At 43.0% G+C, this 23168-nt stretch carries 18 protein-coding genes; 11 read left to right on the top strand and 7 right to left on the bottom strand.

Going from position 1 to position 23168, the window contains the following annotated elements:
• Positions 1-368: 368 nt before the first annotated feature.
• Complete coding sequence (locus CXF95_RS00365; RefSeq protein WP_101196864.1) at positions 369-530, bottom strand: DUF2986 domain-containing protein; 162 nt, start codon at positions 528-530, stop codon at positions 369-371.
• 277 nt (positions 531-807) lie between these two features.
• Between CXF95_RS00365 and acs the strand changes: the two genes are divergently transcribed.
• Complete coding sequence (acs, locus tag CXF95_RS00360; RefSeq protein WP_101196863.1) at positions 808-2748, top strand: acetate--CoA ligase; 1941 nt, start codon at positions 808-810, stop codon at positions 2746-2748.
• 116 nt (positions 2749-2864) lie between these two features.
• Positions 2865-3521: a response regulator transcription factor gene (locus CXF95_RS00355; RefSeq protein ID WP_101196862.1), complete on the top strand. Its 657-nt coding sequence runs from the start codon at positions 2865-2867 to the stop codon at positions 3519-3521.
• Here CXF95_RS00355 and CXF95_RS00350 read toward each other — a convergent pair whose 3' ends face one another.
• Positions 3522-6944, bottom strand: coding sequence for a PAS-domain containing protein (locus CXF95_RS00350; RefSeq protein WP_101196861.1), 3423 nt, complete (start codon positions 6942-6944; stop codon positions 3522-3524).
• A gap of 347 nt (positions 6945-7291) precedes the next feature.
• On the opposite strand from CXF95_RS00350, the gene CXF95_RS00345 reads away from it, so the two are divergent.
• Positions 7292-7693 (top strand): hypothetical protein, encoded by a 402-nt coding sequence (locus tag CXF95_RS00345; RefSeq protein WP_101196860.1) that lies wholly within the window; start codon positions 7292-7294, stop codon positions 7691-7693.
• 55 nt (positions 7694-7748) lie between these two features.
• Here the strand turns inward: CXF95_RS00345 and CXF95_RS00340 are convergent, their stop codons facing one another.
• Positions 7749-10736, bottom strand: coding sequence for a S8 family peptidase (locus CXF95_RS00340; RefSeq protein WP_101196859.1), 2988 nt, complete (start codon positions 10734-10736; stop codon positions 7749-7751).
• Positions 10737-11845: 1109 nt separating this feature from the next.
• The gene (locus tag CXF95_RS00335; RefSeq protein ID WP_101196858.1) at positions 11846-12118 is read right to left on the bottom strand and encodes a GIY-YIG nuclease family protein; all 273 of its coding nucleotides are present in this window, start codon (positions 12116-12118) and stop codon (positions 11846-11848) included.
• 655 nt (positions 12119-12773) lie between these two features.
• On the opposite strand from CXF95_RS00335, the gene CXF95_RS00330 reads away from it, so the two are divergent.
• The 8 genes from CXF95_RS00330 to CXF95_RS00300 all read left to right on the top strand — a co-directional run bounded on the left by CXF95_RS00330 (position 12774) and on the right by CXF95_RS00300 (position 20201).
• A complete protein-coding gene (locus CXF95_RS00330) occupies positions 12774-13511 on the top strand; it encodes a hypothetical protein (protein WP_101196857.1) in 738 nt (245 codons plus the stop codon).
• A 77-nt stretch (positions 13512-13588) separates the two neighbouring features.
• Positions 13589-13891, top strand: coding sequence for a hypothetical protein (locus tag CXF95_RS30215; RefSeq protein ID WP_232787553.1), 303 nt, complete (start codon positions 13589-13591; stop codon positions 13889-13891).
• Positions 13891-14502 carry a hypothetical protein gene (locus tag CXF95_RS00325; RefSeq protein ID WP_232787552.1) on the top strand — a complete coding sequence of 204 codons (612 nt, stop codon included), beginning with the start codon at positions 13891-13893 and terminating at the stop codon, positions 14500-14502. The genes CXF95_RS30215 and CXF95_RS00325 overlap by 1 nt, the downstream gene beginning before the upstream one ends.
• Before the next feature lie 252 nt (positions 14503-14754).
• Complete coding sequence (locus tag CXF95_RS30210; RefSeq protein WP_232787551.1) at positions 14755-15078, top strand: hypothetical protein; 324 nt, start codon at positions 14755-14757, stop codon at positions 15076-15078.
• A complete protein-coding gene (tnpB, locus tag CXF95_RS00315; protein WP_101197177.1) occupies positions 15075-15440 on the top strand; it encodes an IS66 family insertion sequence element accessory protein TnpB in 366 nt (121 codons plus the stop codon). The genes CXF95_RS30210 and tnpB overlap by 4 nt, the downstream gene beginning before the upstream one ends.
• A gap of 35 nt (positions 15441-15475) precedes the next feature.
• On the top strand, positions 15476-17068 hold the full coding sequence (locus tag CXF95_RS00310) for an IS66 family transposase (protein ID WP_198556450.1): 1593 nt from the start codon (positions 15476-15478) through the stop codon (positions 17066-17068).
• A gap of 179 nt (positions 17069-17247) precedes the next feature.
• On the top strand, positions 17248-18237 hold the full coding sequence (locus tag CXF95_RS00305; protein WP_157828042.1) for an IS4 family transposase: 990 nt from the start codon (positions 17248-17250) through the stop codon (positions 18235-18237).
• Positions 18238-18893: 656 nt separating this feature from the next.
• Positions 18894-20201 carry a DNRLRE domain-containing protein gene (locus CXF95_RS00300; protein ID WP_198556449.1) on the top strand — a complete coding sequence of 436 codons (1308 nt, stop codon included), beginning with the start codon at positions 18894-18896 and terminating at the stop codon, positions 20199-20201.
• Between the two features lie 597 nt (positions 20202-20798).
• Here CXF95_RS00300 and CXF95_RS00295 read toward each other — a convergent pair.
• From CXF95_RS00295 to CXF95_RS00285, 3 genes are all read right to left on the bottom strand, one after another.
• Complete coding sequence (locus CXF95_RS00295; RefSeq protein WP_101196853.1) at positions 20799-21281, bottom strand: type VI secretion system tube protein Hcp; 483 nt, start codon at positions 21279-21281, stop codon at positions 20799-20801.
• A complete protein-coding gene (locus tag CXF95_RS00290) occupies positions 21281-22204 on the bottom strand; it encodes a fibronectin type III domain-containing protein (RefSeq protein ID WP_101196852.1) in 924 nt (307 codons plus the stop codon). The genes CXF95_RS00295 and CXF95_RS00290 overlap by 1 nt, the downstream gene beginning before the upstream one ends.
• Positions 22205-22554: 350 nt before the next feature.
• The gene (locus CXF95_RS00285; RefSeq protein WP_101196851.1) at positions 22555-22992 is read right to left on the bottom strand and encodes a hypothetical protein; all 438 of its coding nucleotides are present in this window, start codon (positions 22990-22992) and stop codon (positions 22555-22557) included.
• Between the last annotated feature and the right edge of the window lie 176 nt (positions 22993-23168).

Genomic DNA, 23168 nt, shown 5'->3' with positions numbered 1-23168 from the left:
TCAATGAACAGTTAAAACAAACCAAAAATGAGTAAATAAAGGATAGTTCCCCCAGTGTGTATTACGCAAATCTAAAGTTTTTTTGGATCCACAAGGTTAGACCCTGAGGGATCTTCACGGTCGATAAAATCGCTTTTGTCTCAATTGACTATTGTTTTATGAAGGGTATTGGTTTATGTGGAGAGTGAAGAATGTTTTGTTTTTAAAGACTACTTTGTTAAACAAGGTAGCCAATAGTCTTTAGTTTTATTTTATAAGTATATGAGGGCAGCTTTAACTACCTTTTTTACTTTTAGAGCAATATTTATGGGGAATTTATGGATTTAAGACTATTTGCTCTCTTTGGACGACGACTTACTCAATGCTCATCACTCCTCAGAAACGACATTTTTGTCTTCAGTTGGCTCAGAGGTTATTGTCCCCCGATCGGCTTTGCTAATATATTTAGGTTTGTTTTTTGAGGTTAATTTGGCATTTGCCTTTTTGGCACGGGCTTTTAAAATCTGATTACCTTTTTTACGACGGTTCATTGTAATTTCTCAATCTATCAACTTTTGTATAATATCACTTTCGAACCTGGAACCAAGTGTTATAACGCGCTCTTTGGTGTTTTTGAGTAAAACATTGCTGGGCGCTATCTAAAGTGTGCAGCGAAACCGAGCAATCAGTGTGTTAAAATCGCCTAAAATTCGCACCAAAATAATGAAATTGCATATAAACTTATGCTCTATAAGACCAAAGTCTCATTCCACTGTTTATAGTAGGGAGTAGATTATAGTCACTAGTAAATGTCGCTGGAGATAACATATGACCGATGCAATATATCCTGTGTCTGAACAGGCAAAAAAACATGCTCACCTGAGTAAAGAGCAATACCTAGAGATGTATCAACAATCGGTGGAGTTCCCCGACATATTTTGGGCTGAGCAAGCGAAAGCCTTAGATTGGTTTAAGTTTCCTCAAAAAATTAAAAACACCTCATTCAATAAGCAAGATGCCCAAATAAAGTGGTTTGAAGATGGAGAGCTAAATGTCTCTTACAATTGTATTGATAGGCATCTTGCACAACATGCTAATCAAAACGCCATAGTGTGGGAAAGTGATTGTGGGGAACATAGCGCCCATATCACCTATCAAGAACTGCACGATGAAGTATGTAAAATTGCCAATGGTTTGAAAAAACTTGGGGTCGAGAAGGGTGACCGAGTGGCGATCTATATGCCGATGATCCCTCAAGCCGCTTATGCAATGTTAGCTTGCGCAAGACTGGGAGCGATACATTCTATTATTTTTGCGGGTTTTTCTCCCAATGCTATTGCCGATCGTGTAAATGACTGCGGTGCTAAAATAGTCATCACCGCTGATGAAGCGCTCAGAGCCGGAAAACCCATCCCATTGAAAGCGAATGTTGATGAGGCGCTATTGGATAACCGCTGCCCTTGTGTTGAACAAGTTATAGTGTGGAAACATACAGAAGCGAATGTGGACATGGGTGATATTGACTGCTCGTGGCAGGATCTGGTGAGTGACTGCAGTAGCAACTGTGAACCAGAAGTCATGAACGCGGAAGATCCCCTCTTTATTCTTTATACATCAGGCTCTACAGGCACACCAAAAGGGGTAGTTCACACTACAGGTGGCTATCTTCTGTACACCGCAATCACTCATAAATACGTGTTTGATTATCAACCTGGAGAAGTATATTGGTGCGCTGCGGATGTGGGTTGGATCACAGGTCATAGCTACATGGTATATGGTTCATTAGCCAATCGCGCTACTACCTTGTTATTTGAAGGTGTGCCTACCTACCCAGATGTCAGGCGGATTTGCCAAGTGGTAGATAAACATCAGGTCAGCATATTGTATACCGCTCCTACAGCCATTCGCGCCTTGATGGCCCATGGTGATTTTGCTGCATCCGATACTCACGGAAAATCATTACGTTTATTGGGTTCGGTTGGAGAACCTATCAATCCAGAAGCTTGGGGCTGGTATTATGATGTCATTGGACGGGGTCGTTGCCAGATAGTTGATACTTGGTGGCAAACGGAAACCGGCGGCATGATGATTTCACCCTTACCTGGGGTTACCGATTTGAAACCTGGGTCTGCTTCGTTACCTTTATTTGGTGTTGTGCCCGCATTGTTCGACAGCGAAGGGGTTGAACTTGATGGTCCGGCAGAAGGCAATTTAGGCATAAAAGACAGCTGGCCTGCACAAGCACGAACCATTTACAAAGACCATGAACGCTTTATTCAGACTTATTTCAGCACCTACGATAATGTCTATTTTACGGGCGATGGAGCCAAAAGAGATGAGGATGGCTATTACTGGATCACTGGCAGAGTCGATGATGTCTTAAATGTTTCAGGGCACCGTTTAGGCACGGCTGAGATAGAAAGTGCCCTCGTTTCTCATCCGTCAATTGCAGAAGCCGCAGTAGTGGGGTATCCCCACGATATCAAAGGCCAAGCTATTTATGTTTACGTTACACCGGTAGAAGGTATTTCTCCAAGCGACGAACTTACCGCAGAAGTACGTTCTTGGGTGCGAAAGGAACTGAGTCCTATCGCGACACCTGATTTAATTCAGTGGACTGCAGGGTTGCCGAAAACCCGTTCGGGTAAGATCATGCGCCGAATATTACGCAAAATTGCAGCTAATGAATATCAGCAGTTAGGTGATACATCAACACTGGCTGACCCAGCTGTTGTGGATAGCCTGATAGAGAATAGGCTTAATATGTAGTGTCGTTAACTAAGCGTATTTATAAGCTAATAGTGCCTGTTAACTAATAATTTACATTTGCTTGGCCTATCAGCTACGAGTTGTTAAACTAGATTTGCTTTAATTGAGGAAATACAATGTTGACAATATTGCTAGCTGATGACCATCCCATGTATCGCGACGCGCTTAGGGGAGCATTAATGCTCAATCTAGTCGACTTGAATTTGTTGGAAACTAGTGACTTGAATGAAACAGTCAAGACGCTGCATGAGAACGAAGTCGACCTTTTGCTTTTTGATTTACATATGCCTGGAAGCACCGATTTATTTGGTCTTATCCATATTCGAAAATTGTTTCCAGAGATACCTGTTGCTGTTGTATCAGGTATTGAAAATGTTGGCATTGTGTCAAAAGTGATGAACACAGGGGCCCTTGGATTTATTCCAAAAACCACCCAGGCTTGTGAAGTAGCAAAAGCAGTTGCCAGCATCTTAGAAGGGGAGGTGTGGGTGCCAGAAAAAATGCCTTCCGATGTGACCGACTTTGATGAAGCTTTTGTGAAACTTGCTGAGTCAGTTTCTAGTCTCACTCCTGCCCAGTATAAAGTGCTGTGTTTTATGCGAGATGGTTTGCTAAACAAGCAAATAGCTTACGAACTGGACATTGCAGTTGCTACGGTAAAAGCACATGTCACAGCCGTGTTTAAGAAGTTAGGGATCAACAATCGCACTCAGGCCGTACTTATAGCTTCCCAGCTACAGTTAGAGCCGCCACCTAGAGTCCAGTTTTCCTGATCACTTCTTTTTATTCTTGAGGCTCAGCAATAGCGCTCTTAGTTTAGCGGGCCTCACTGGTTTACTCAAATAGCCAATCGTTGATGCAGCGCACTGCTTTTTTACCTCTTCATCTTGATTAGCTGTGACCAAAGCCGCTGGTATTTCTGTTCCGGCGTCACTTCTAAGCTTCTGAATTAATTCCAGACCGTTGATCCCGTTGCCAAGATGATAGTCAATCAATAACACATCAGGTTGATGTCTCTCTGCTTTTCGCCGCGCTTCAGCAACATTATGTGCCTGCACACATATCACTTGCCATTTCCCGAGTAAGGTCTGCATTGCGTCGAGATTTTCAATCTTGTCGTCCACACATAAAACCTCAAGGCCAGCAAGCCCTGTGAAACTTTTGGCGAGTGGTTCTGGACTCTGAGCAACGGCTTGGCACATTGGGAGTGTAAGACTAAAACAACTACCTTTTCGAAGGTTTGAAGTTATCGTTAAAGGTGTATCGAGTTTCTTTGACAACCGCGATACTACACCTAATCCCAAACCCGCACCGCGTTCTTTGCTTCCGTCGACACGATAAAAATCACCAAAAATATGCTTTTGCTCATTGGTAGAAATACCAACTCCGGTATCCCAGACTTGGACCAGCACCGTATTTCTTCGGGTTCTGACGGTTAACAGAATTCGCCCCGAATTGGTGTATTTAATTGCATTGGATAAAAGGTTTTGAACAATTCGGTAAAGATAAGTTTTGTCAGTTTCAACCCAGACATCTGCAATCCTGGTGCTGAACTTCAGGCCTTTATTTTGTGCCTGCATTGAAAACTCATCTATTAGCGGAGACAGTATTTTGACAATCGAATACATCGCTTTAACAGGTTTTAATTCACCCTGATCTAATCGTGCTATGTCCAATAAAGTTGCGATAAGCACCTCACTTGAAGATAAACTTTCTCCAAGTTTATTAATTATTGTTCGGACTTCGCTTTTCATTGTGACTTCATCTAGGGCCGATAGATAAAGTTTGGCCGCGTTTAAAGGTTGCAATATATCGTGGCTAGCTAACGCCAGAAATCGAGTCTTATTTGCATTGGCTTTTTCGGCAATTTGACGAGCATCAATCAGTTCCCGCTCCAAATCTACCCGACGGGCAATTTCATTGTGTAATTCAGCATTGATAGCCTGAACTTCTTCCCCGCGAATTTTGACTCTGTTTTTCAGGTCAATATTGGCTTCCTTGAGCGCCATTTGTAACTCAATATGGGATGTAATATCACTAAAGCTGGTCACAAAACCGCCGCCAGGCAGAGGGTTTCCAACCATTTCAATCATCTTTCCATCACTTCGCTGTCGCACGAATTTATGAGCATGTCCGCGTCTTAGGTGACCCAACCGTTTTTTGACTAGAGCATCAATATCACCTAACCCACAATCACCACGAGATGCATTGTAACGAACTAGCTTTTCAACTGGTGTCCCAACTAAAACCATATCCTGGGGATAGTTAAATAGTTCCAAGTAACGTTTGTTCCACGCCACCAGATTCAGGTTTTTATCGATGACACTAATACCTTGATCGAGACTTTCAATTGAAGTAAACAAAGCGCCAGTATTAAATTTTATTGCTTGGGTGGAGTCATCGAAAAAATTAATGACTTCTTCAAACCCGAGTTTTTTGCCACTCAATACACTATCAATAAGGGCTCTAGCGCTAGAGCCTCCGAGAACCCCTCCTAACGCTCGTTCGCAAAATATAACAAAATGAGCAGGAGGTGCAGTATCTGCATGAACAGAAATATCGTTGTGAAGTTGAAAGTCTTCAACCAACCTCTGGCAACGTGTCTCGCCCAGAAAAGTCGAGAGTAAGGTTATTAGATCGCCGGTCGTTACTGAGGTCGAAGGTTTCTTAGGTTGATTATCCAAATTTTCCCGAGGAGCAACAAAAGCTTGAGCCTGAATACGGTCAATAAGTCGCTCTGTAGCGATATATGAGAACAACACATATGCAACAAAATTAGTGAGCAAACTAATAATGGCGATAAAAGAGATATTGTCATTATTTAACTGCGCATTATTGGTCCCTTCAAAAAAGGGTAACAGGAGCCACAATATCCACACTACAATTCCGCTTATCAACCCCCCATAAACACCATGGGCATGTCCTTTTTTCCAGTACAAACCACCGATAATAGACGGTAGCAACTGAATGACCAGCGAAAAGGCAATAAGACCAATTGATGCTAGTGAATGGCTATTACCCATCTGCTGATGATACAAATATGCCAACAATAATAATCCGGCAATGACGAAGCGACGAGTCACCAGAATGACTTTACTGACGTTATGTTGTCGATAATTTGTACTGTGTTTTGATAGCAGCTTTGGCAAAATGACGTCATTGGTCAACATAGTGCTTAAGGTGAGTGTCGCGACTATTATCATAGCCGTAGCAGCAGAAAGGCCACCTACAAAGACCAATACTTGCACAAACCCAGACCCTGAAATTAACGCCAGCTCAAGTACATAAGTATCCGGTTCAGCTGATGTGCTCGCCAAGAGTGTTTGCCCTGCTATTGCAATCACCGGAATGGTCATTGCAATGAGTCCAAGATACAAAGGAAACAGCCATCGCGCAGTTTTCAGATGTTCCATACTTAAATTATCAACAACGGCCACATGAAATTGCCTAGGCAAACAAATAACAGCGGCTCCAGCCATAATGGTCTGTGCGATGAAAGGAAACGATTCAAAGGTGCTTAAGGCTTCAGGTGTGCTAAATGACTGTAAAAGTGGTGTTGTGCTGTTTGGATACCACATGAAAAATGCGACTATAGCAATCACTAACAATGCGATGAGTTTGACGCTGGACTCGAAAGCAATTGCGAGCATCAAGCCCCTGCGGTATTCAGTGACATCTGTTTTTTGTGTACCAAAATAAATAGAAAACAAAGCAATGAAAATTGTTGCAATTAGCACAATCAACTCACTGTCTTGCTGTTCAGATACCAACTGAAATGCTGAACCGATTGCTTTTAGTTGTAACGCGACATAGGGAATAGTTGCGAGAAGCGCAATGATGGTTACCAATAACGCCACAGTCTGACGTTTGCCATAGCGGGACGAAATAAAATCAGCGATGGTGGTGATGTGTTGCTTTTTGCTAACGAAGGTGAGCTTTTGGATAAAGCGAAAGCCAAACACGTACACCAGCATAGGGCCAAGCAAAATAGGTAAATATTGCCAGTTATTGCGACTCGCCTCGCCAACAGACCCAAAGTAAGTCCAAGCTGTACAATAAATTGCAAGCGCAAGCGAATAGATCGCAGGATGAGATGTTAATTTTTTGGCTAATGGGGAATCGCTATCACCCCACCTTCCAAGCCAAAAGAGCCCACCTAAATACACTAGTGCTAACGCTACCCAACCCATTGCCATGCTTCATTCCAATTCGGTTCACAGTTTCTTTTTCATCTTGGATATTACTTTAGCATAGCTAATCTATAACTTTGAGGGTCTAAGACTATGGTCTTATTTTGAGGTGGCACTGAGTTATTGCATTGCGAAGAAACCACAACAAGGACAAAAGGTATTTACACTTTAACTTTCTCGTCCATTGACTTGCCCCAACAAAATCGGACCCTGTTGAATAGATCAGGTATGCGGTTTATTCTTCTTATACATCGAAGATTAATTTGAAGGGGGGGGACGCGGTGGTCAGTATCAAAGCTTCTAGCCGATTTTCTGTTTCAGCACTACGAAGGCTAGGTAAAGAAACTAGCCGCATGGGTGTGCTGTTCCTGATACTGGCTAATTGCGCCTGCCACTCCGGAGTGGAGGTGGAACTAAAGGGGGATAAGGTGATTATGCCGTCTCAGGAAAGTCATCCCGCATCATCAACACTGGTGCAACTGGCGCAAGCCGATCTGGCGAAGCGGCTCAACGTGCTGCCGTCAGAAATAACACTGACAGAGATACGTGAGATCACCTGGCGCGACGGCAGCCTCGGTTGTCCGCAGCCGGGTATGCGCTACAAACAGGTGCTGGTGAACGGATCACAGATAAGGTTTGAAGTTGTCGGCAAGTCTTATTACTACCACAGCGGTGGTGGCCGGGGCCCATTTTATTGTGCCAGACCGATAACGCCTCACAAAGGGGTAGGTCCGGAACCGTTTGGTGACACCTGAGGATAAAAAAAAGGCTCCCTCGGGAGCCCTTCAAAAGTTTAATATCCTTGAAGAATTAGTTGTCTACCTCGATCAGGGTAAGGCCTATCAAACCCGAATCACCGGTGTGTGACACTGCACCGAGATGTTTTCCTGAGGCGAGTCCAGACCAACTGACTTCAATGGTCTCCGTATTTCCGACAGTCGCTGAGGTCGGCGCTGCATCTACTATCAGACTGCCTCCCGATGTCATGGGGACATTCCAGAAGTTCAAGCTGTATGCCAGCGGCGCGTTGGGTACGGACCATCCATGGACGACCATGGTGTAAGTATCATCAGCAGGCAGGGTTAGTTCGATCGACTCATCTGTACCACCATTCGTGCTGGCGGAAATGATCGTCCCGGCAGAATTCTCCAGGAACAGGTCGATGTCATCATCCCCCGGGATTACCATCTCCCATCGAACGAATGCAGTTCCTGTGACCGGGAACGCGATCTTATGCACGCCGGTGGGACTATCATCGCCACTTGGATAGGCCTGATCAGGATCCTGGCCGATGTCGCCTAAAGTAGGACTATTTGCAACAAGACCATGAGGTGCTGCCATATAGCTTCCCGTGTAGCCGAATTGCATATCGAAGCTTGCACTACCAACTGCACCGGAACCCTCGACTAAGACCGGCGCATTGAACAGCGCGCCACGAACGGCAATCGGGCTGTAAACCTTATATGTATCCGATGGGACAGCCCAAGTAAGAGAGCCGAAAGCCCACACGCCAATCGGGCTGGTCTCGTTGGTGATCGTGACCTCATAACTGGCCGACATACCACGCTTCAGTTTAATACTGGAGGGTGACACACTGACGTTGTATCCTGGAGGCTCATCAACCTCGACGTGATAGGTGCGCCAGCCGTTCTCACTGGCAACACTGGTCACGGTTCGGGTTACGGTCTGGCTGCCCGGTAGTTCTGCTACACCGATTGATGCGATATTCAGGTCGCTGGCGTCTGTGGGCACGCCTATCGAGTCAAGATACGGGCAGGTGGAAGGCGACAGGGCAGACGGTTCTGCATCACACAGAAAGCCGAGGTAGCCAAAGAAGTCCGTGTTGTAAACCAGTCCTGGTTCGAATACCGAGCCCTTTTTGGCCTTACCTCCGGGATTGATATGGCCAGCACCCATGTCGAAGGGATCAGCCGCTGAGCTGCCGTCTTCCTTCTTGACAGCCTGGTAGGAGGTGGTCATGAGCGCGGATTTTGCCATTGCCGGTGTCCAGTCGGGATGCGCCTGCTTGAGCAGAGCGAATACACCGGCCACGTGGGGGCTGGACATGGATGTTCCGGAAATAGACTGGAACAGTTCTCCTGGGACACTGCCAGGATCCGGGAACGGCGTATTGCCGGCAAGGATGTTTACACCCGGCCCGGTTACGTCCGGCTTGATGATATCTTCAGCCACCACGTTAGATCCACGCGATGAGAAAGAAGCCATTGATGGGGCATCGATGGGGGTTGATACACCACCGTTGATGCTGGCCACCGCGGCGGCTCCTTCGCTGTCTATATAAGCCTTGATAACGAGGCCATTGGTATTGTTGATGTGTACCGACGGAACCCAGTGGGTATCAGTAACTTCCGATTGTCCATCGTTGGAGTTGAACAGTATCATACCTGCCCCACCAGCGAGAGACACGGCTTCACTCTTGGCTACACGCGCAATAGCGCCTCGCTCACACAAGACGATCTTGCCAGCTACCAGGGCGGGATCAAGCGCGCCGGGATTACATAGGTTGTCCCCGGCATCTTCAGCATCAACTAAAGACAGTTCGGCTGTACCAGCGGTTATCGAGGCACCAAAGAATTCCCAGCCACCGCTGGATACAGCGGAACCCTGGAAGGTGCGGTCCTGAGTACTGGCGCCAACAGTGGTTAGCCACGGCACCGATCCGGGACCACCTACTGTACCTGCACCTGGCCCGCTATTGCCAGCTGATGTAGCCACAAATACGCCCGCATCTTCGGCAAACAGGTAGGCGATATCGTCAGCCCCGGTAAGGCTGGGTCCACCGCCTACGGAGTAATTGATAACGTCAACACCGTCGGCTACCGCCTGATCAATTGCAGCGGCGAGATCAGAGCCAAATCCGCCAAGATTGCCAAGGCCCTTGTAAGCGATGACGTGAGATCTGTGGGCGATACCGCTGACTATGCCACGGGATGTGCCCAAAACACTGGCTTCGACTCCGGCATTGCCCGCCGCAGTCGATGCGGTGTGAGTGCCGTGCCCGTCGTCGTCTCGAGCTGAGTCGAATTCATCGGGGGCTGCACCAATTAGCGCGCGGTAAGTTGTAAGCATTTGCCGGGCACCGACCAGTTTGTTGTTGCAAGTGAACGCAGCATCATTCGGGTTGTGTCCGATGTTGCCGAACTCACAGGGCGGGGCTGGTACCGGTGGCGATGCATAACTGCCGTCATCGGCGAAGGACTGATGTTCTGGCCAGATGCCAGTGTCAATCACACCGACAACAACGCCCTCTCCATCAAAACCCGTCGCCCATGGCCCCGCGGGGCCATCCAGGGTAAGAAAGGTCGGGCTATTTTCTGTGGTCTTTTGACGCAGAACGTCGGGAACTACTCGTCTTATACCTTTCATGCCGGCTATCTTTTTAGCCTGCGCATGCGTCATCTGTGCAGCGAAGCCATTCAGTGCAATGGTATAATCATGCAGTTTGGCACCCACACTAAGTCCCGCTGCAGTGAGGGTATCGTCGTGCGACTTGTTCAGGAACTGCGCATACTTCTTAACATGCGCGCTGTTGGGATTGATTTTCTTTCCCTTGCCAGGCTTGGTAGCTGGATATTTTTTGATATCGCCTTTATAGGCTATCGCCGGATCAAGTTCCATCACGACAATATATGAATTGTATTCGCCTTTTTGTACTTGTTTTCCGACTGCCGCGCTTGATTGATTGGCTTGGGGGCCAGCCGCAGAGGCTACTGCTGACTGAATACCACAAAGCACAAGCACTGAGCAGGCGATAGATGTCGCAACTCGCTTAAACATAGTAATTTTCCTTAATTTAGGTATTGGATTATTTATTATTGTGTCTCCATCAAGGAGAACATAATGTATATAGACTAGAACTGATCGAAGAGCAACGTGACCGCATTGATCGAATTGACTCACAAATTGACTCACATTAAATGTAATCCAAGCCTGAGGGCAACCGTTTGGAAAAAAACGCTCCGGACGAAAATCTTTCTATATCTCACCGGAACACTTGTTAGCGTTGAAACGCATTTATGTTGATTTGCATTGAATATTGAGTCTATTTTCGACCCTAATTGTGTCTGCTTGTCAGCAAATTTCTGGTAACTCACCGTTGAATAAAAACAGCGAATGAACGTATGTCTTGATAACCTTGCGGGCTTGGTTGCATCCGAACCTCCAAAAACACCTCGCTATGGACAGGGGTTACCCAGAGTCCACCCATTGCACCAAATTAATCAAGGCCGTTGAGAACTCCTCAAGGGTAAAATCTCAATTTAATACACCGCGGATTGCGCGCTGCACCTTGAATCCAGCCCGTTTGATGCTTGACAAATCATTTTGGATTTCTGGTTAATGTTAATATGAGCCCGCGTACCAAGCTATCACCAGACGCAAGGATCAGGTCATGGTGACGAGAGTATAGGTAAAATAAAACGTCATTTTTCCTATAATTAAAATACTTGATGCCTTATATTTTCCATATTGACATCTATTTTATATTCTTAAGGGAGTGAAAGTCGGCTATTTTTCGTGTACTAAGCAACTATTTCCACTTAATTCAGAATTCAAAACAAGCGCCTCCCACTGTTGTGCAAACCCGTTTTGAATATTGCTTTTGTTTATGATGATGAACTGCTTTTATTCAAACAGACTTATCTGAGGCGGCGCTCTACTTTGTGGAGGCAATATTTCGACGATGTCGTCATTTTTTGTATTCAGGTGACTGAGTATCTTTTGGATCACCAATTGATATTCAATGGTTGGAATAACTGGGGCTGAATGTCCGGTGATCGCTCAAGCCGTCCGTCGCTTCAGTGCCAATACCCGACAGTCATGGCTCGCTGGCCGACTTAGCGGTTATAGCAGATAGCGGATGATGAGGATTTACAAGCTATTACACGTCATTCCCGCGAAGGCGGGAACCCCCAAATAGCCCCAGTAAGCTCAATCGATTCTCGGTTCCATTTCTTGAGCCTTGTCTCTCGACGTATTGCGCTATCCATATCTTCAAGTTGCTCAAAATAGACTCGTTTATTCAAGTTGTATTTTGAGCTAAAGCCCTTAACTTGTTTGTTTTTATGTAGATAAATACGCTGCACTAAATGACTTGTTACCCCGATGTATAGCGTGCTGTTGTTATCATTAGTGAGAATGTATATGCAGGGCCGTTTCATAGTTGAATTTCTTTTCAATCGTTTAATAAATATATGCAAAAATTGCCATGTTGAAAAGGACGATTCTTTTAGATTAGCCAGTTGGTTTGGAGGTTACCGCCTTCGCGGGAATGACGGAGAATAGACGGGAAGATGTCACCATCTGCTTCCTCAGTATAGGCGATCTTCACAGCTAATTAATCCTATGACAGGTTTTCGCTCTTTGCCGTCTGTCGCCTGAGTGCCCAGACTGTGTAAAAACTAATTTTCCGCCGTTGACAATGCGTTGCTGTGTCAATGAAACAAAGGATTAACCGCAAATCACCATCAATATTCATTGTAGAGAAGGTTTTTAAGTCAAAGTTAAAGACGAAAATACATAAATTGGAGTTTTTACACAGCCTGTGCCAGTTGCGGACATTGCGGTAGATGCGTTATTCAACCATTTAAACCACAAAGCCGTCATTTAATAGACAAATAGATGTTTCCGTAATACATAAGGTAAATTGAGGATACTACTAAGAAGTCTCAGTAATATCCATGTCACATGGTAATAAATGTGCACAAAAATCTTTGTAACTCATTGTTTGTGTGGAAATTACTATAATTCAATTTGTGTAGTGCTTGGGTTGTTACTGAGACGTCTACACAATACACTGTAGGCAGAGGGAGAGTAATGTCATACGAACCTACCATTAAAAAGAATCCCCATCAGCTAACCATAGAGCAACATTTTCATACGGCTCATGCTATTTCGCTGTTTTATGATTCTGACAAGAAAGTAGAGGTAAATGAGCTATCTTCAGGTGAAATTTTCAAAAGGCATAAACGAGCGAAAATATTTTGCACCAAACGCACTTGGGATCAACGAGCTGAAACTGGGTATATGGTTCCAATAGAGAATTCCTTTCATGAAGAGATTGATAATATCAAGAGCTTCTCGGAAAGAAATCATCAAACAATTTCAAAATATTGTCTATTGTGGCGTTTTAGGCATGATTATCATCTCAGTAATCTAGACGATATTGTTCTAAACGGTGTTTCTGGATCAGGTTTAACCAAGGATCAGGAAGAAATACTAGAAAGTAAAAATAGCAGTTTTGTCAGAGATGGTGGAGTTGTAGCTTCTAGATCTTCATCTGTCGTTCAAATACAAATTAGCCTTGAACGTGATTGGCATACTTGCAGTCATTTTAAATGGAGATTAATCGAGGCTTTAGATGGTGAATTTCTGGTTGCTGATGGTTGCGGTGACCTTGCTTTTATCCCCATTTCTCGGAAACTGGCCTTTTGGGCTGGAGAACGCGATCAAAAAATTAACAGACAGCAATTGGTGGAGGTTAATAAAGAAACGATTGCTAGATCAAAGGAATATTACTTTGCGTGTAAAATTAGCGAGTGCCTAATTGCCTAACGCGCAGGCACTGGGACAAAATGTACGCTGCGCTCCAATTTTGACCGTGCTGCGGGCGTTAACATTAAGAGGAAACTATGGAAAACAATCATATATTGGCGTATCTAGACCACAATATATTAGATTTGATGACTAAAGGTGATCCACATGAAGTCAAAGAGTTATTGAGAAACCACAATCTTACAGCTGTCTATTCTAATGAGTCCTTAAAAGAAATTGAACGCTCAAAGGGTTATGAAAATAAGTTTCTTGAATTGCTTGAAGAAATCGAAGCTAAGTACATTGAGTCACGTCTTGATCATAAATTTAAACAAACAGGGCACCGGATAGTTCCTACGCAGAAATATTTCAACAAGGAGCAGTTGATTTACAAGAGCTAATGAAAAAAGCTCTAGATGGTATCGAAGAACTTCCACTAGTTAATGCTATCGATATTGAAAACCTCCAAAAAGCTATAGAAGGCATGCCTGAATTGATGAGTAGTCAATCATCAGAAATGGCTAAGGAGCTGGATGAAAAAGATGATTCACTAGTTTCTGAATTCGAAACGGTGACAAGGATCGGGCCAATCGTTCTAAAAAATATCACTCCACCAAATGTAGTTGAAAAAATATGGCGGGTGCTCTCCGAAGTTCCTAATTTCTCAAAAATGGAAATAGAAGCCTTTTTTGGGGTTAAACCACATAGCTTTGAAGAAGACGCTGATAGAGAGAGAACTACTCAAGAGAAGGTAAATGCCGTCTATCACCAGTTGAATTTTCTAGGGTACTATCGTGACTCGAAAATGAAAAAAGAACGACGATTCAGGGCATCTTTTAGTGACATGACGCACGCTGGCATCGCGTCATATTGTCATTTATTTTTGTGTAGAGATGAGGACTTGGTAATGAAAGCTGCTGCCGCATATGAATATATAGGCGTTCAAACCAAAATATTGCACTATAAAGCTAACAAATCGATCCTACCGACCGCTAACGCGTCTGCTGATTGATGGGTTAATGTCCATTTTTGAGCGATAGCACAATCAAAAACCGAATATCCCTAATGTCCGTTGATCGCTCACTGGAGCCATTCGCTGTCCGTCGCAAATGTGCCATTTGCCGCCTGTCACGAAGTTGCATTGGGATGACCGTTCAGTGCGCATCAATGTCATTAACTGTAAGCGCTTAATAAACCTACGTCCTTATTCCGACGGGCAATCTGCTGCATAATTTCCTCATTACAAACGTATGAGGAAAACAAAGTGACCGCAACATCAAATTTAAAGCAGGAAGCTCCGCTGTGGCGTGAGCATGTGACTCAGTGGCGTGACTCAGGTTTAACCCAAGCTGCCTATTGTCGAGATCACGACCTGTGTCCACACAACTTCAGCTACCACAAACGCAAATACTCAACCGCACTGGTACCCATTAACCACAAACCCTCCGGTTTTGTCAGTGTGCAGCGATTACCTGAGCCGCAACATCATGATCCACTCTCATTGCACTTTACCAATGGTGTTCGTCTGATAGGTATCACGGCAAGTAACGTGTCAGTGGTTAAACAATTAGCCGAGTTGTTGTCGTGAGCAAAGTGATGCGTCCAGGTGTGGAGCTCACTCAGGTTTTTCTTTACCAACAGCCGATTGATTTTCGCAAGGCACACTTGGGATTATCTGCCATCATTGAATGTGAGTTGGGGCACGACCCCTTTGCCGGTCACCTTTATGCATTCACCAATAAACGGCGTAATAAAATCAAGTGTCTGTTCTGGGAAGATAATGGTTTTGTGTTGTATTACAAAAGCCTGTCAGAGGAAAAGTTCAAGTGGCCAAAGCGTGATGATAAGGTGATAACACTGACCGGGCAGCAAATTAATTGGCTGCTTGATGGCTATGATATCAGTGCCATGAAAGGTCATAAAAAGTTGCATTATGAGGCCGTTTTTTAAGGTAATCAATGCGCTAATTTGGTATACTTTACGGCATGAAATTAGCGCCGCAAGACACTGAAAATAAAGCAAAATTACATCTGGATGCGATGAGCCAGATGACCGCATTGCTGTCTGAAAAAGACGATGTCATCGAACAGAAAACGGATGTCATTGCCGAGCAAAAGAAACGAATAGCGATGCTTGAAGAGTACTTGCGGTTGGCCAACTCAAAACGTTTTGGCGCCAGCTCTGAGCAAACACCACCACAGCAAGGTCACCTGTTTAATGAAGTAGAAGCGGTGGCTGAGCCTGAGCCTGTCGACTCACCTTTACCTACAGGCAACGAGCCAAAGGCCAAAACCGGTCGCAAGCCACTGTCCGACAAATTGCCCCGCCTTCAGGTGTTCGCTTATTTGAGTGATGAAGAAAAAGTGGGTGCCATTGACACCTTCTTTGTCAAAGTCAGGGAAGAGCTGGATATCATTCCCGCTCAGGTACGTGTATTGGAATACATGCAGGAAAAAGCGACCTTCAAAACACAAGATGATGGCCGCACGGTGAAAGCCGCCCAGCTTATCAAACATCCTGTCCCCAAGGCCATGGGGAGCGTCAACCTGATGACCTATATCATTATTTCAAAATACGCCGATGGCATGCCGCTTTATCGACTTGAAAACATCATCAAACGTTATGGCGGTGAAATATCAAGGGCCACACTGGCCAACTGGGTGATTGCCCTGTCGAAACAAGCCCAACCTTTAATTAACCTACTCAGGGAGCATCAACATTCGGGCCCACTGATTTGTGCGGATGAAACCCGCATTCAAGTATTGAAAGAGCCAGATCGTTCGCCCACTTCACATAAATGGATGTGGGTAACCCTGGGCGGGTTACCGCAGCAACGAAGTGTCTTGTTTGAATACGATCCCTCCCGTGGCAGGGAGGTACCCTTGCGCCTGCTTGATGGGTTTACCCATGGCTACCTGCAAACCGATGGCTGTGCCAGTTATAACGAGGTATGCAGACAAAATCAGTTAATCTCGGTGGGTTGCTGGGATCATGCACGACGAAAATTCCGTGAAGCCAAAGATGGGCAACCCAGGGCAATGAAAGGCAAGGTAACCAAAGCGGATATGGCACTGAGCCTTATCAATAAGTTGTACGTGGTAGAGCGTCAAATCAAATTGCTAAGCGCGGATGAAATTTATCAGGCCAGGCAACAAAGAAGTGTGCCCATACTCAGCGAGCTGAAAACATGGCTGGAGCTCAATCGCCCCAGAGTCGACAAAGGAGGATTGACGGGCAAGGCGATGACCTATTTACATAATCAGTGGGAAAAGCTAATGGTTTACAGTACGGATGGTCGGCTGAGGCTCAGCAATATTCTGGCTGAAAATGCCATTCGTCCCTTTGCTGTTGGTAGGCGCGCCTGGTTATTTGCCGATACCCCAGCAGGCGCTAATGCCAGTGCAATCCATTATAGCCTGATTGAGTCAGCCAAAATTCATGAGCTTGAACCTTACGCTTATCTCAATGCCGTGTTCAAGGCGTTACCCTATGCTGACACGGTTGAAAAGATCGAAGACCTCCTGCCATGGAATTTCAAAAATTCAAAACCCAGTTGGCTACCCCCGCACGTTCAATAGCGCTTACTGTGAACTGTTAGATTATGACAAGGATATTTATACTTGGAAAGTACGTCGGTTTATTAAGCGCTTACCATTAACTTAAGCTTATTTTGCGTATTTACAACAAGTTACCTAGTTGATAATCTGTCGATGAATTAAAAATTTAGAGAAATTACCAATGCGCTGTTCAGTATGTAATTCAAATAGTACGAAAATTAACCAATGAAATTCATTCAACTGAGTTTTTAGAAAAGCATCGTAAAAAACCTACCGATTTCACTCGAAATCGCACCCTTACTTTTCCACGTTTAATGAGTTTTATGTTGAATGCTCTCAATAGTTCAATTCAGGCTGAACTTGTTCGGTTTTTCAATTTTATCGATGATAGCTATTTGTCAACAACGTCAGTTAGCACCGCTGCTTTTTGTAAAGCAAGAATGAAACTATCTCATCAGGCATTTATCGAGTTAAACGATGATTTAGTTCAAGCATTCTATGAAGCTGCAACCATCGATAAATGGCAAGGACACAGACTGTTAGCCGTTGATGGGGCAGTCACACAATTACCAACCTCTAACGAACTACTTAAGCATTTTGGTAAAGCTCGCTCACATGCTGCTATGCCTGCCGTTCGTCTTTCTCAACTTTATGATGTTAAGAATAATATTACGGTAGATTTACAGGTCGAGAGCCATTCAACAGGAGAGCGTGAAATGGCACTAAAGCATTTAAATAAAACCCAAGCAGGCTATTTAGTCGTTTACGACAGAGGTTATCCAGCCGTTTGGTTTTATAAGTACCATAGGCTAAAGAATGTTGATTTCTGCATGCGCATTGTTCAAAGCTCTAATGTGGTTAAAGCCTTCTTAGAAAGTGGAAAATATAGTGATGTCGTTGACTTTCCTTGTACTGAGAAGTCTCTTCGCCGATGTAGAAAAGATAAAATATCGACAGAATCACTACGTTTACGATTAGTGCGAGTTGATCTGCCATCAGGTGAATCGGAGATTTTAGTTTCGTCATTAACAGATCTACAAGCTTATCCTACTGCTCTTTTTGCTGATTTATATCACCAACGCTGGGGAGTTGAAGAAGATTACAAAGTATTGAAAAGTCGCCTTAATATTGAAAATATTCTAGTGTTTCTGTTGAAGGTGTTTTACAAGACTTACACGCTAAGCTATTAACTAAAAACCTTGCCGCTTGTGCAATACATGATGCAAAACAAAAAATAAAGAAAGCTAAAAACAATAGGCTCTATGAATATAAAATCAATTTCACCTTTGCAGTAAATCAGCTCAAAGATAATGTTGTACAGTTCACAATGAAGCTAGCTGGGCTTGAATTATACGAACTGTTAATAAGCAAAATATCAAAGAATTTAAGTGTCATTCGACCCAACCGTAAGTTTTTTCGACAAGACCGTAGAAACAAGACAAATAAGTACCCAATGAATTATAAACGTATGTGTTAAATCCTTAAGTTAATGACATTGCAGTGCGCATTGTTGACGTAACCAACTGAAAAGTTAAATGTCTCCTTCGGTAACGATGTTCGTTCGTTCAAGTAATTCTATAAAAGGGCGACTTCTGAACCTGTTAATTGCACTTTGCATTTGCATCTGTGCATTTATTAGACTACTTTTTTTTAACCAATAAAAACTTTCACTACGTACTTTACTTAAAAAAGAGATCGCAGTTCTCAGCCTTTTCTGGCAAGACATTCCTACACACTAGGTAGCTCTATACAGAGTAAAAGCTAATATATTAACGTGAGTAAATATAAAACTCTTTGAACAATTTTACTTGACCACTTCAGTCACTACCACATGGAGACTAGTATTATGAATATTATCTATAAATCACTTTCTGTATTAACGGTATTGCTTTTGACTAGCATGTCAATTTCGCATGCAGATCAAGCACCGCTAGTAAAGGATGCATACGTGGATGGTACATCCAGCCAAGCGAATAAGAACAAGGGTACGAAACCTGTACTTTGGGTGGAATCCATAAATCCAAAATATGGATTGGTTCAGTTCGACCTCTCTGCTTTTGGGGGTACTGTTTCGTCTGCAACCTTAGTGTTAAACGTATCTGTAGTTGACGTGCCTGGAGACATAACCTTACATGCATTACAAAGTAGCTGGATTGAAACTAACGTAACATTCAACACCACTCCATTTTTTGACCCAATAGAAACAGCAACTCTAGCCGTAACTGGAGCAGATGTAGGTGGAACTGTTTCTATTGATATTACTTCATTGGCCCAGTTCTGGGTTGATTCTCCGGATAATAACTTTGGTATTTTACTGTTAACAACTGCAGGTGATGTACGTTTCGCGAGTACTGAAACAGCACTCGGGGCTACACTTGAAGTGGTAACTGATGGTGGATCACCACCACCACCACCACCACCTATCGGAGCGGCTATATCACTATCGAGTGTTTATGCCGATATGGACAATGGTATGTTGTACATCTATGGTTCAAATTTTGATAATGGTAATCCTGCTGTTGTAAATCTGGGGGAGATGGGTGAGCTTGATCAGCTTACACCATCTAGTGCGACAGCGATTGAAGCAGAATTACCAGCAGGACTTCTTGCTGGAGATTATTCATTGCTAGTTTCAACTGGTCCTAATGATGGTCAGTTAATTGGTTACGACCTCACAATTGGTGCAACTGGTGCAACTGGTGCAACTGGTGCAACTGGTGCTGATGGAGCCGCTGGTGCTAATGGATCTGATGGTGTTGATGGAGCCGCTGGTGCTAATGGATCTGATGGTGCTGATGGAGCCGCTGGTGCTAATGGATCTGATGGTGTTGATGGAGCCGCGGGTGCTAATGGAGCTGATGGGCTTCCTGGGTTATCAGGATTTGAATTTAAACTTTTAAGTTTTGGCCGAGATAACATTGGGGTAAATGATGGAATGATTGTTAACGTCACTTGCCCACCCGGAAAAACTGCAATATCAGGTGCATATACTCTACAGTATTATCTGACTAGTCCTCAAGTATATGCAAAATTTTTACTTGTAACATCTCAACGAAATGGTGCTAATGCGTGGCAATTCAATTGGAGGAATATTGATACTGTACCTCACAATTTTTATGGTATTGCTCGGGTTGGATGTGCAATTGTACAGTAAGAAAGTATTAATCAATAAGGAACATTATAATTAATTAATTTTAATTGTAATGTTCCTTATTTCATTGTGATAAAAAATTTGTTCTTAAAGCGTTTAGTAGATAGGAAATCGAGAAATATCTACAGCAAAAGCTTAAATCGGTTAAGTCTGCTTCAAGAACGAAAGCAGTACTCTGAAGACTGCTTTTTAGTTTCTCACGTTAGTCAGCAAAGTGGCAACAGTTAGCGTTCTGAGATGAAATGCCACTGGGGTTTATTAATGTGGGTGTCAACATACTTCATTGACGAAATCATCTAATGCTTCTGGGAACAGGGTGACTTGGTTGCGACCTTGGCCTGTAATATGGTGGGACATATCAGCGAATCTTGTTAACCTATTAATAAGTATAGTAAACAGGCTAAATAGCAGCCGATAATATCAAGATTATTTGATCATAAAAACACGGTGCTTAGCTCAAAAGTTGATCAATAGTTTTCACACAGCCTACGCTCGAAGCAGAAACATAAAAATCTTCTCAAAGAAGGCTTCCTCTAGCCATTGAAAATCTTATTTGCGACCTTATATTTCAACGGGTTATGTGAGTATAAGCATTTCTTTTCAATTGCAGGCCAAATTTTCAGCAATTTTAAAGCACGCGCTGCTACCATCAATGGTCATATTAAATTCAGCAAAATTCAACGTAACATTTTCTCTTAGCACATCTCCATTGCCAACAGGATTAGTGGCCCCGTTGAAGGAAATAGAGGTAACTAGAACGTCTGTCATCACAATAGTAACATTCCCTTGCCGCAAAGTTACTTCAGGAAAATGGCTACCAATAGAAAGTTTAATCATCAACATTGCTGTATTACTGTCAGACAGTCGAGTAAAGCTTATATCTTGGAAGCTTGCTTTTCCAGCACCCGAACCCGCACCCATATGAGTTGTTCCCGATTGTGATGCACCCCAACTCCAAGCATCAATTTTTAAGCCTTTTTGGCCATCAATAAACAATCCATCGGGTGGGAGGGTTGGCCTTGCATTAATATTTAATGTCATGGTGATAAGTGTTAAAGCTAATATTTTTTGAAAATGAGTCATTATTTAATCTCCGTAATTTTGTCTTTCAATACTTTCAAAAGCCAAGGTTTTCGTGTTCTGATAGGAAAATCGTCTTTATTAAGTGGATCCGTTCCCCATTGAATTTCATCGATGTCGCTATAACCATCGCCATCGTCATCTAAATCAGCGTTATTGCCGATGTTATCTAAATCGGTATCTTCATTTTCATTAGGATCTAACGGAAAAATATCAAGGTAATCAGGTACTCCATCCTCATCAGTATCTGTTACCTTATCAATAATCACACGACCCAAATCAAACGTTGCGACTGACTCACCATGGCCATTGTTTGCAGTTATCCAAAAGTAGTAGTCTACATCGGGTTCACCTACAGATACATTAGCCTGTAAATAAGCAGTTTCTTGGATAAATATCCTTTCAGAGAATTCAGAGAGAGAATAATACAGCTTATAGGTGTCTGTACCTTTACTTTCAGACCACGCAATAGTCACAATATCAAATAAATCATCACTGGCACTAACAGTTTGTGGATAGTCAGCAAATAGCTCAGGACTATTAAAGTAAAACCCACAGTTCTTAATATCAGTTAATGAAATTCCACCGCGAACAAATGAATTATTCGTTAATTTATAACCAGTAGCAGTACCCCATCGTTTAATTATAGGCGGATTTGTAGCTAACGAATTATTTGCACTTATTTCACTAAAATTTGAACCATAATACCCCAGCATATTATATACACCAAAATCTGAAAATATTGAGCCGTGGGTTCCTAATGGGTTGATAGCTGAGTCAATAGCAAAGGAATTTCCAAAAAAACCTAAATAGACAGGCGAAGGTTCATCTGAATAAATGCTGGCACCATCAATGTCGCTACACATATCAGCTTGGACTGATAATGTATTAATTGTACAAAAGAGTAATAGGGCAAGACTTCTCATATTATTTATTATTTAACGTCTCATAACTGTAAAAATAATACCTGATATTGTAATTACGTGACACAATTTTAGTATCCCGAAAACCGTTTTTATTAGAAGGACCGCCATCGGAGTATAGGTAAAATAAAACGTCATTTTTCATAAAATGCAAAACAAGCGCCTCACGCTGTTAAGCAAAGTAGCTCTGAAGATTGAGTTTGTTTATGATGAATTTATGTTTATTTAATACTTGGAATAACTAGAGCTGAACGTCAGGAATTCGCTCATGGACTATCAGATTAGAACGCATTTTAGTATTTTGAAGCGTAAAATCGGAACGACAATTTAGTCATGCCTTTGCTCATGGAATGCTATTTTGTTGTTGTATAAAACTCTGAGATGTAACGTCCACCTTTAATCTTCGCTACAAGTCGAAGTTTGTAACTTTGTCCTGAATGCCCGATTAATTCTCTCAAGTTAGTTTCTGTATGCCAATAATAAGGGCTTTGTATCATGCCTAATGGATAGGCGGTTGGCTGATTGTTTTTATCAACCAGAAAGATTGTTGCGCTATCTAGCGGAAACGTTGAGTTGACTGTGGTTAAGTTGTCTTTGTCAAAGACATTCACTTCGAAATCGCCAGCTCTCAAAATACACTTTTGATTGATGACATCACAGCCTTCAACAGGCACTAACTGGATCACTTTCTCTTTTTCAGCTTGGTCTTCTTCATAATAATCTGCAGCAATATACCCAATTACAGCTAAAATTGGTGCCACCATAAATGCAGTTCTTGTATGTTTATTCATTATTTTATCTTTTTTAAGGCTTTTAAAAAATTTGATGTTCAACCATCAAATAAAAGCGTTTTCACTTAACTATTAATCCATGCTAACTGATTTCACTCAATATTTTTGATTTAAATATTTATAAAATAAAGGCTAAAGAGAAACTCTTTAGCCTTTAATATTCAATGACCATCCTT

The sequence above is a fragment of the Paraglaciecola sp. MB-3u-78 genome (assembly GCF_002835935.1).
Taxonomy (GTDB): domain Bacteria; phylum Pseudomonadota; class Gammaproteobacteria; order Enterobacterales; family Alteromonadaceae; genus Paraglaciecola.
This window is presented reverse-complemented; position numbering and strand designations above follow the sequence as displayed.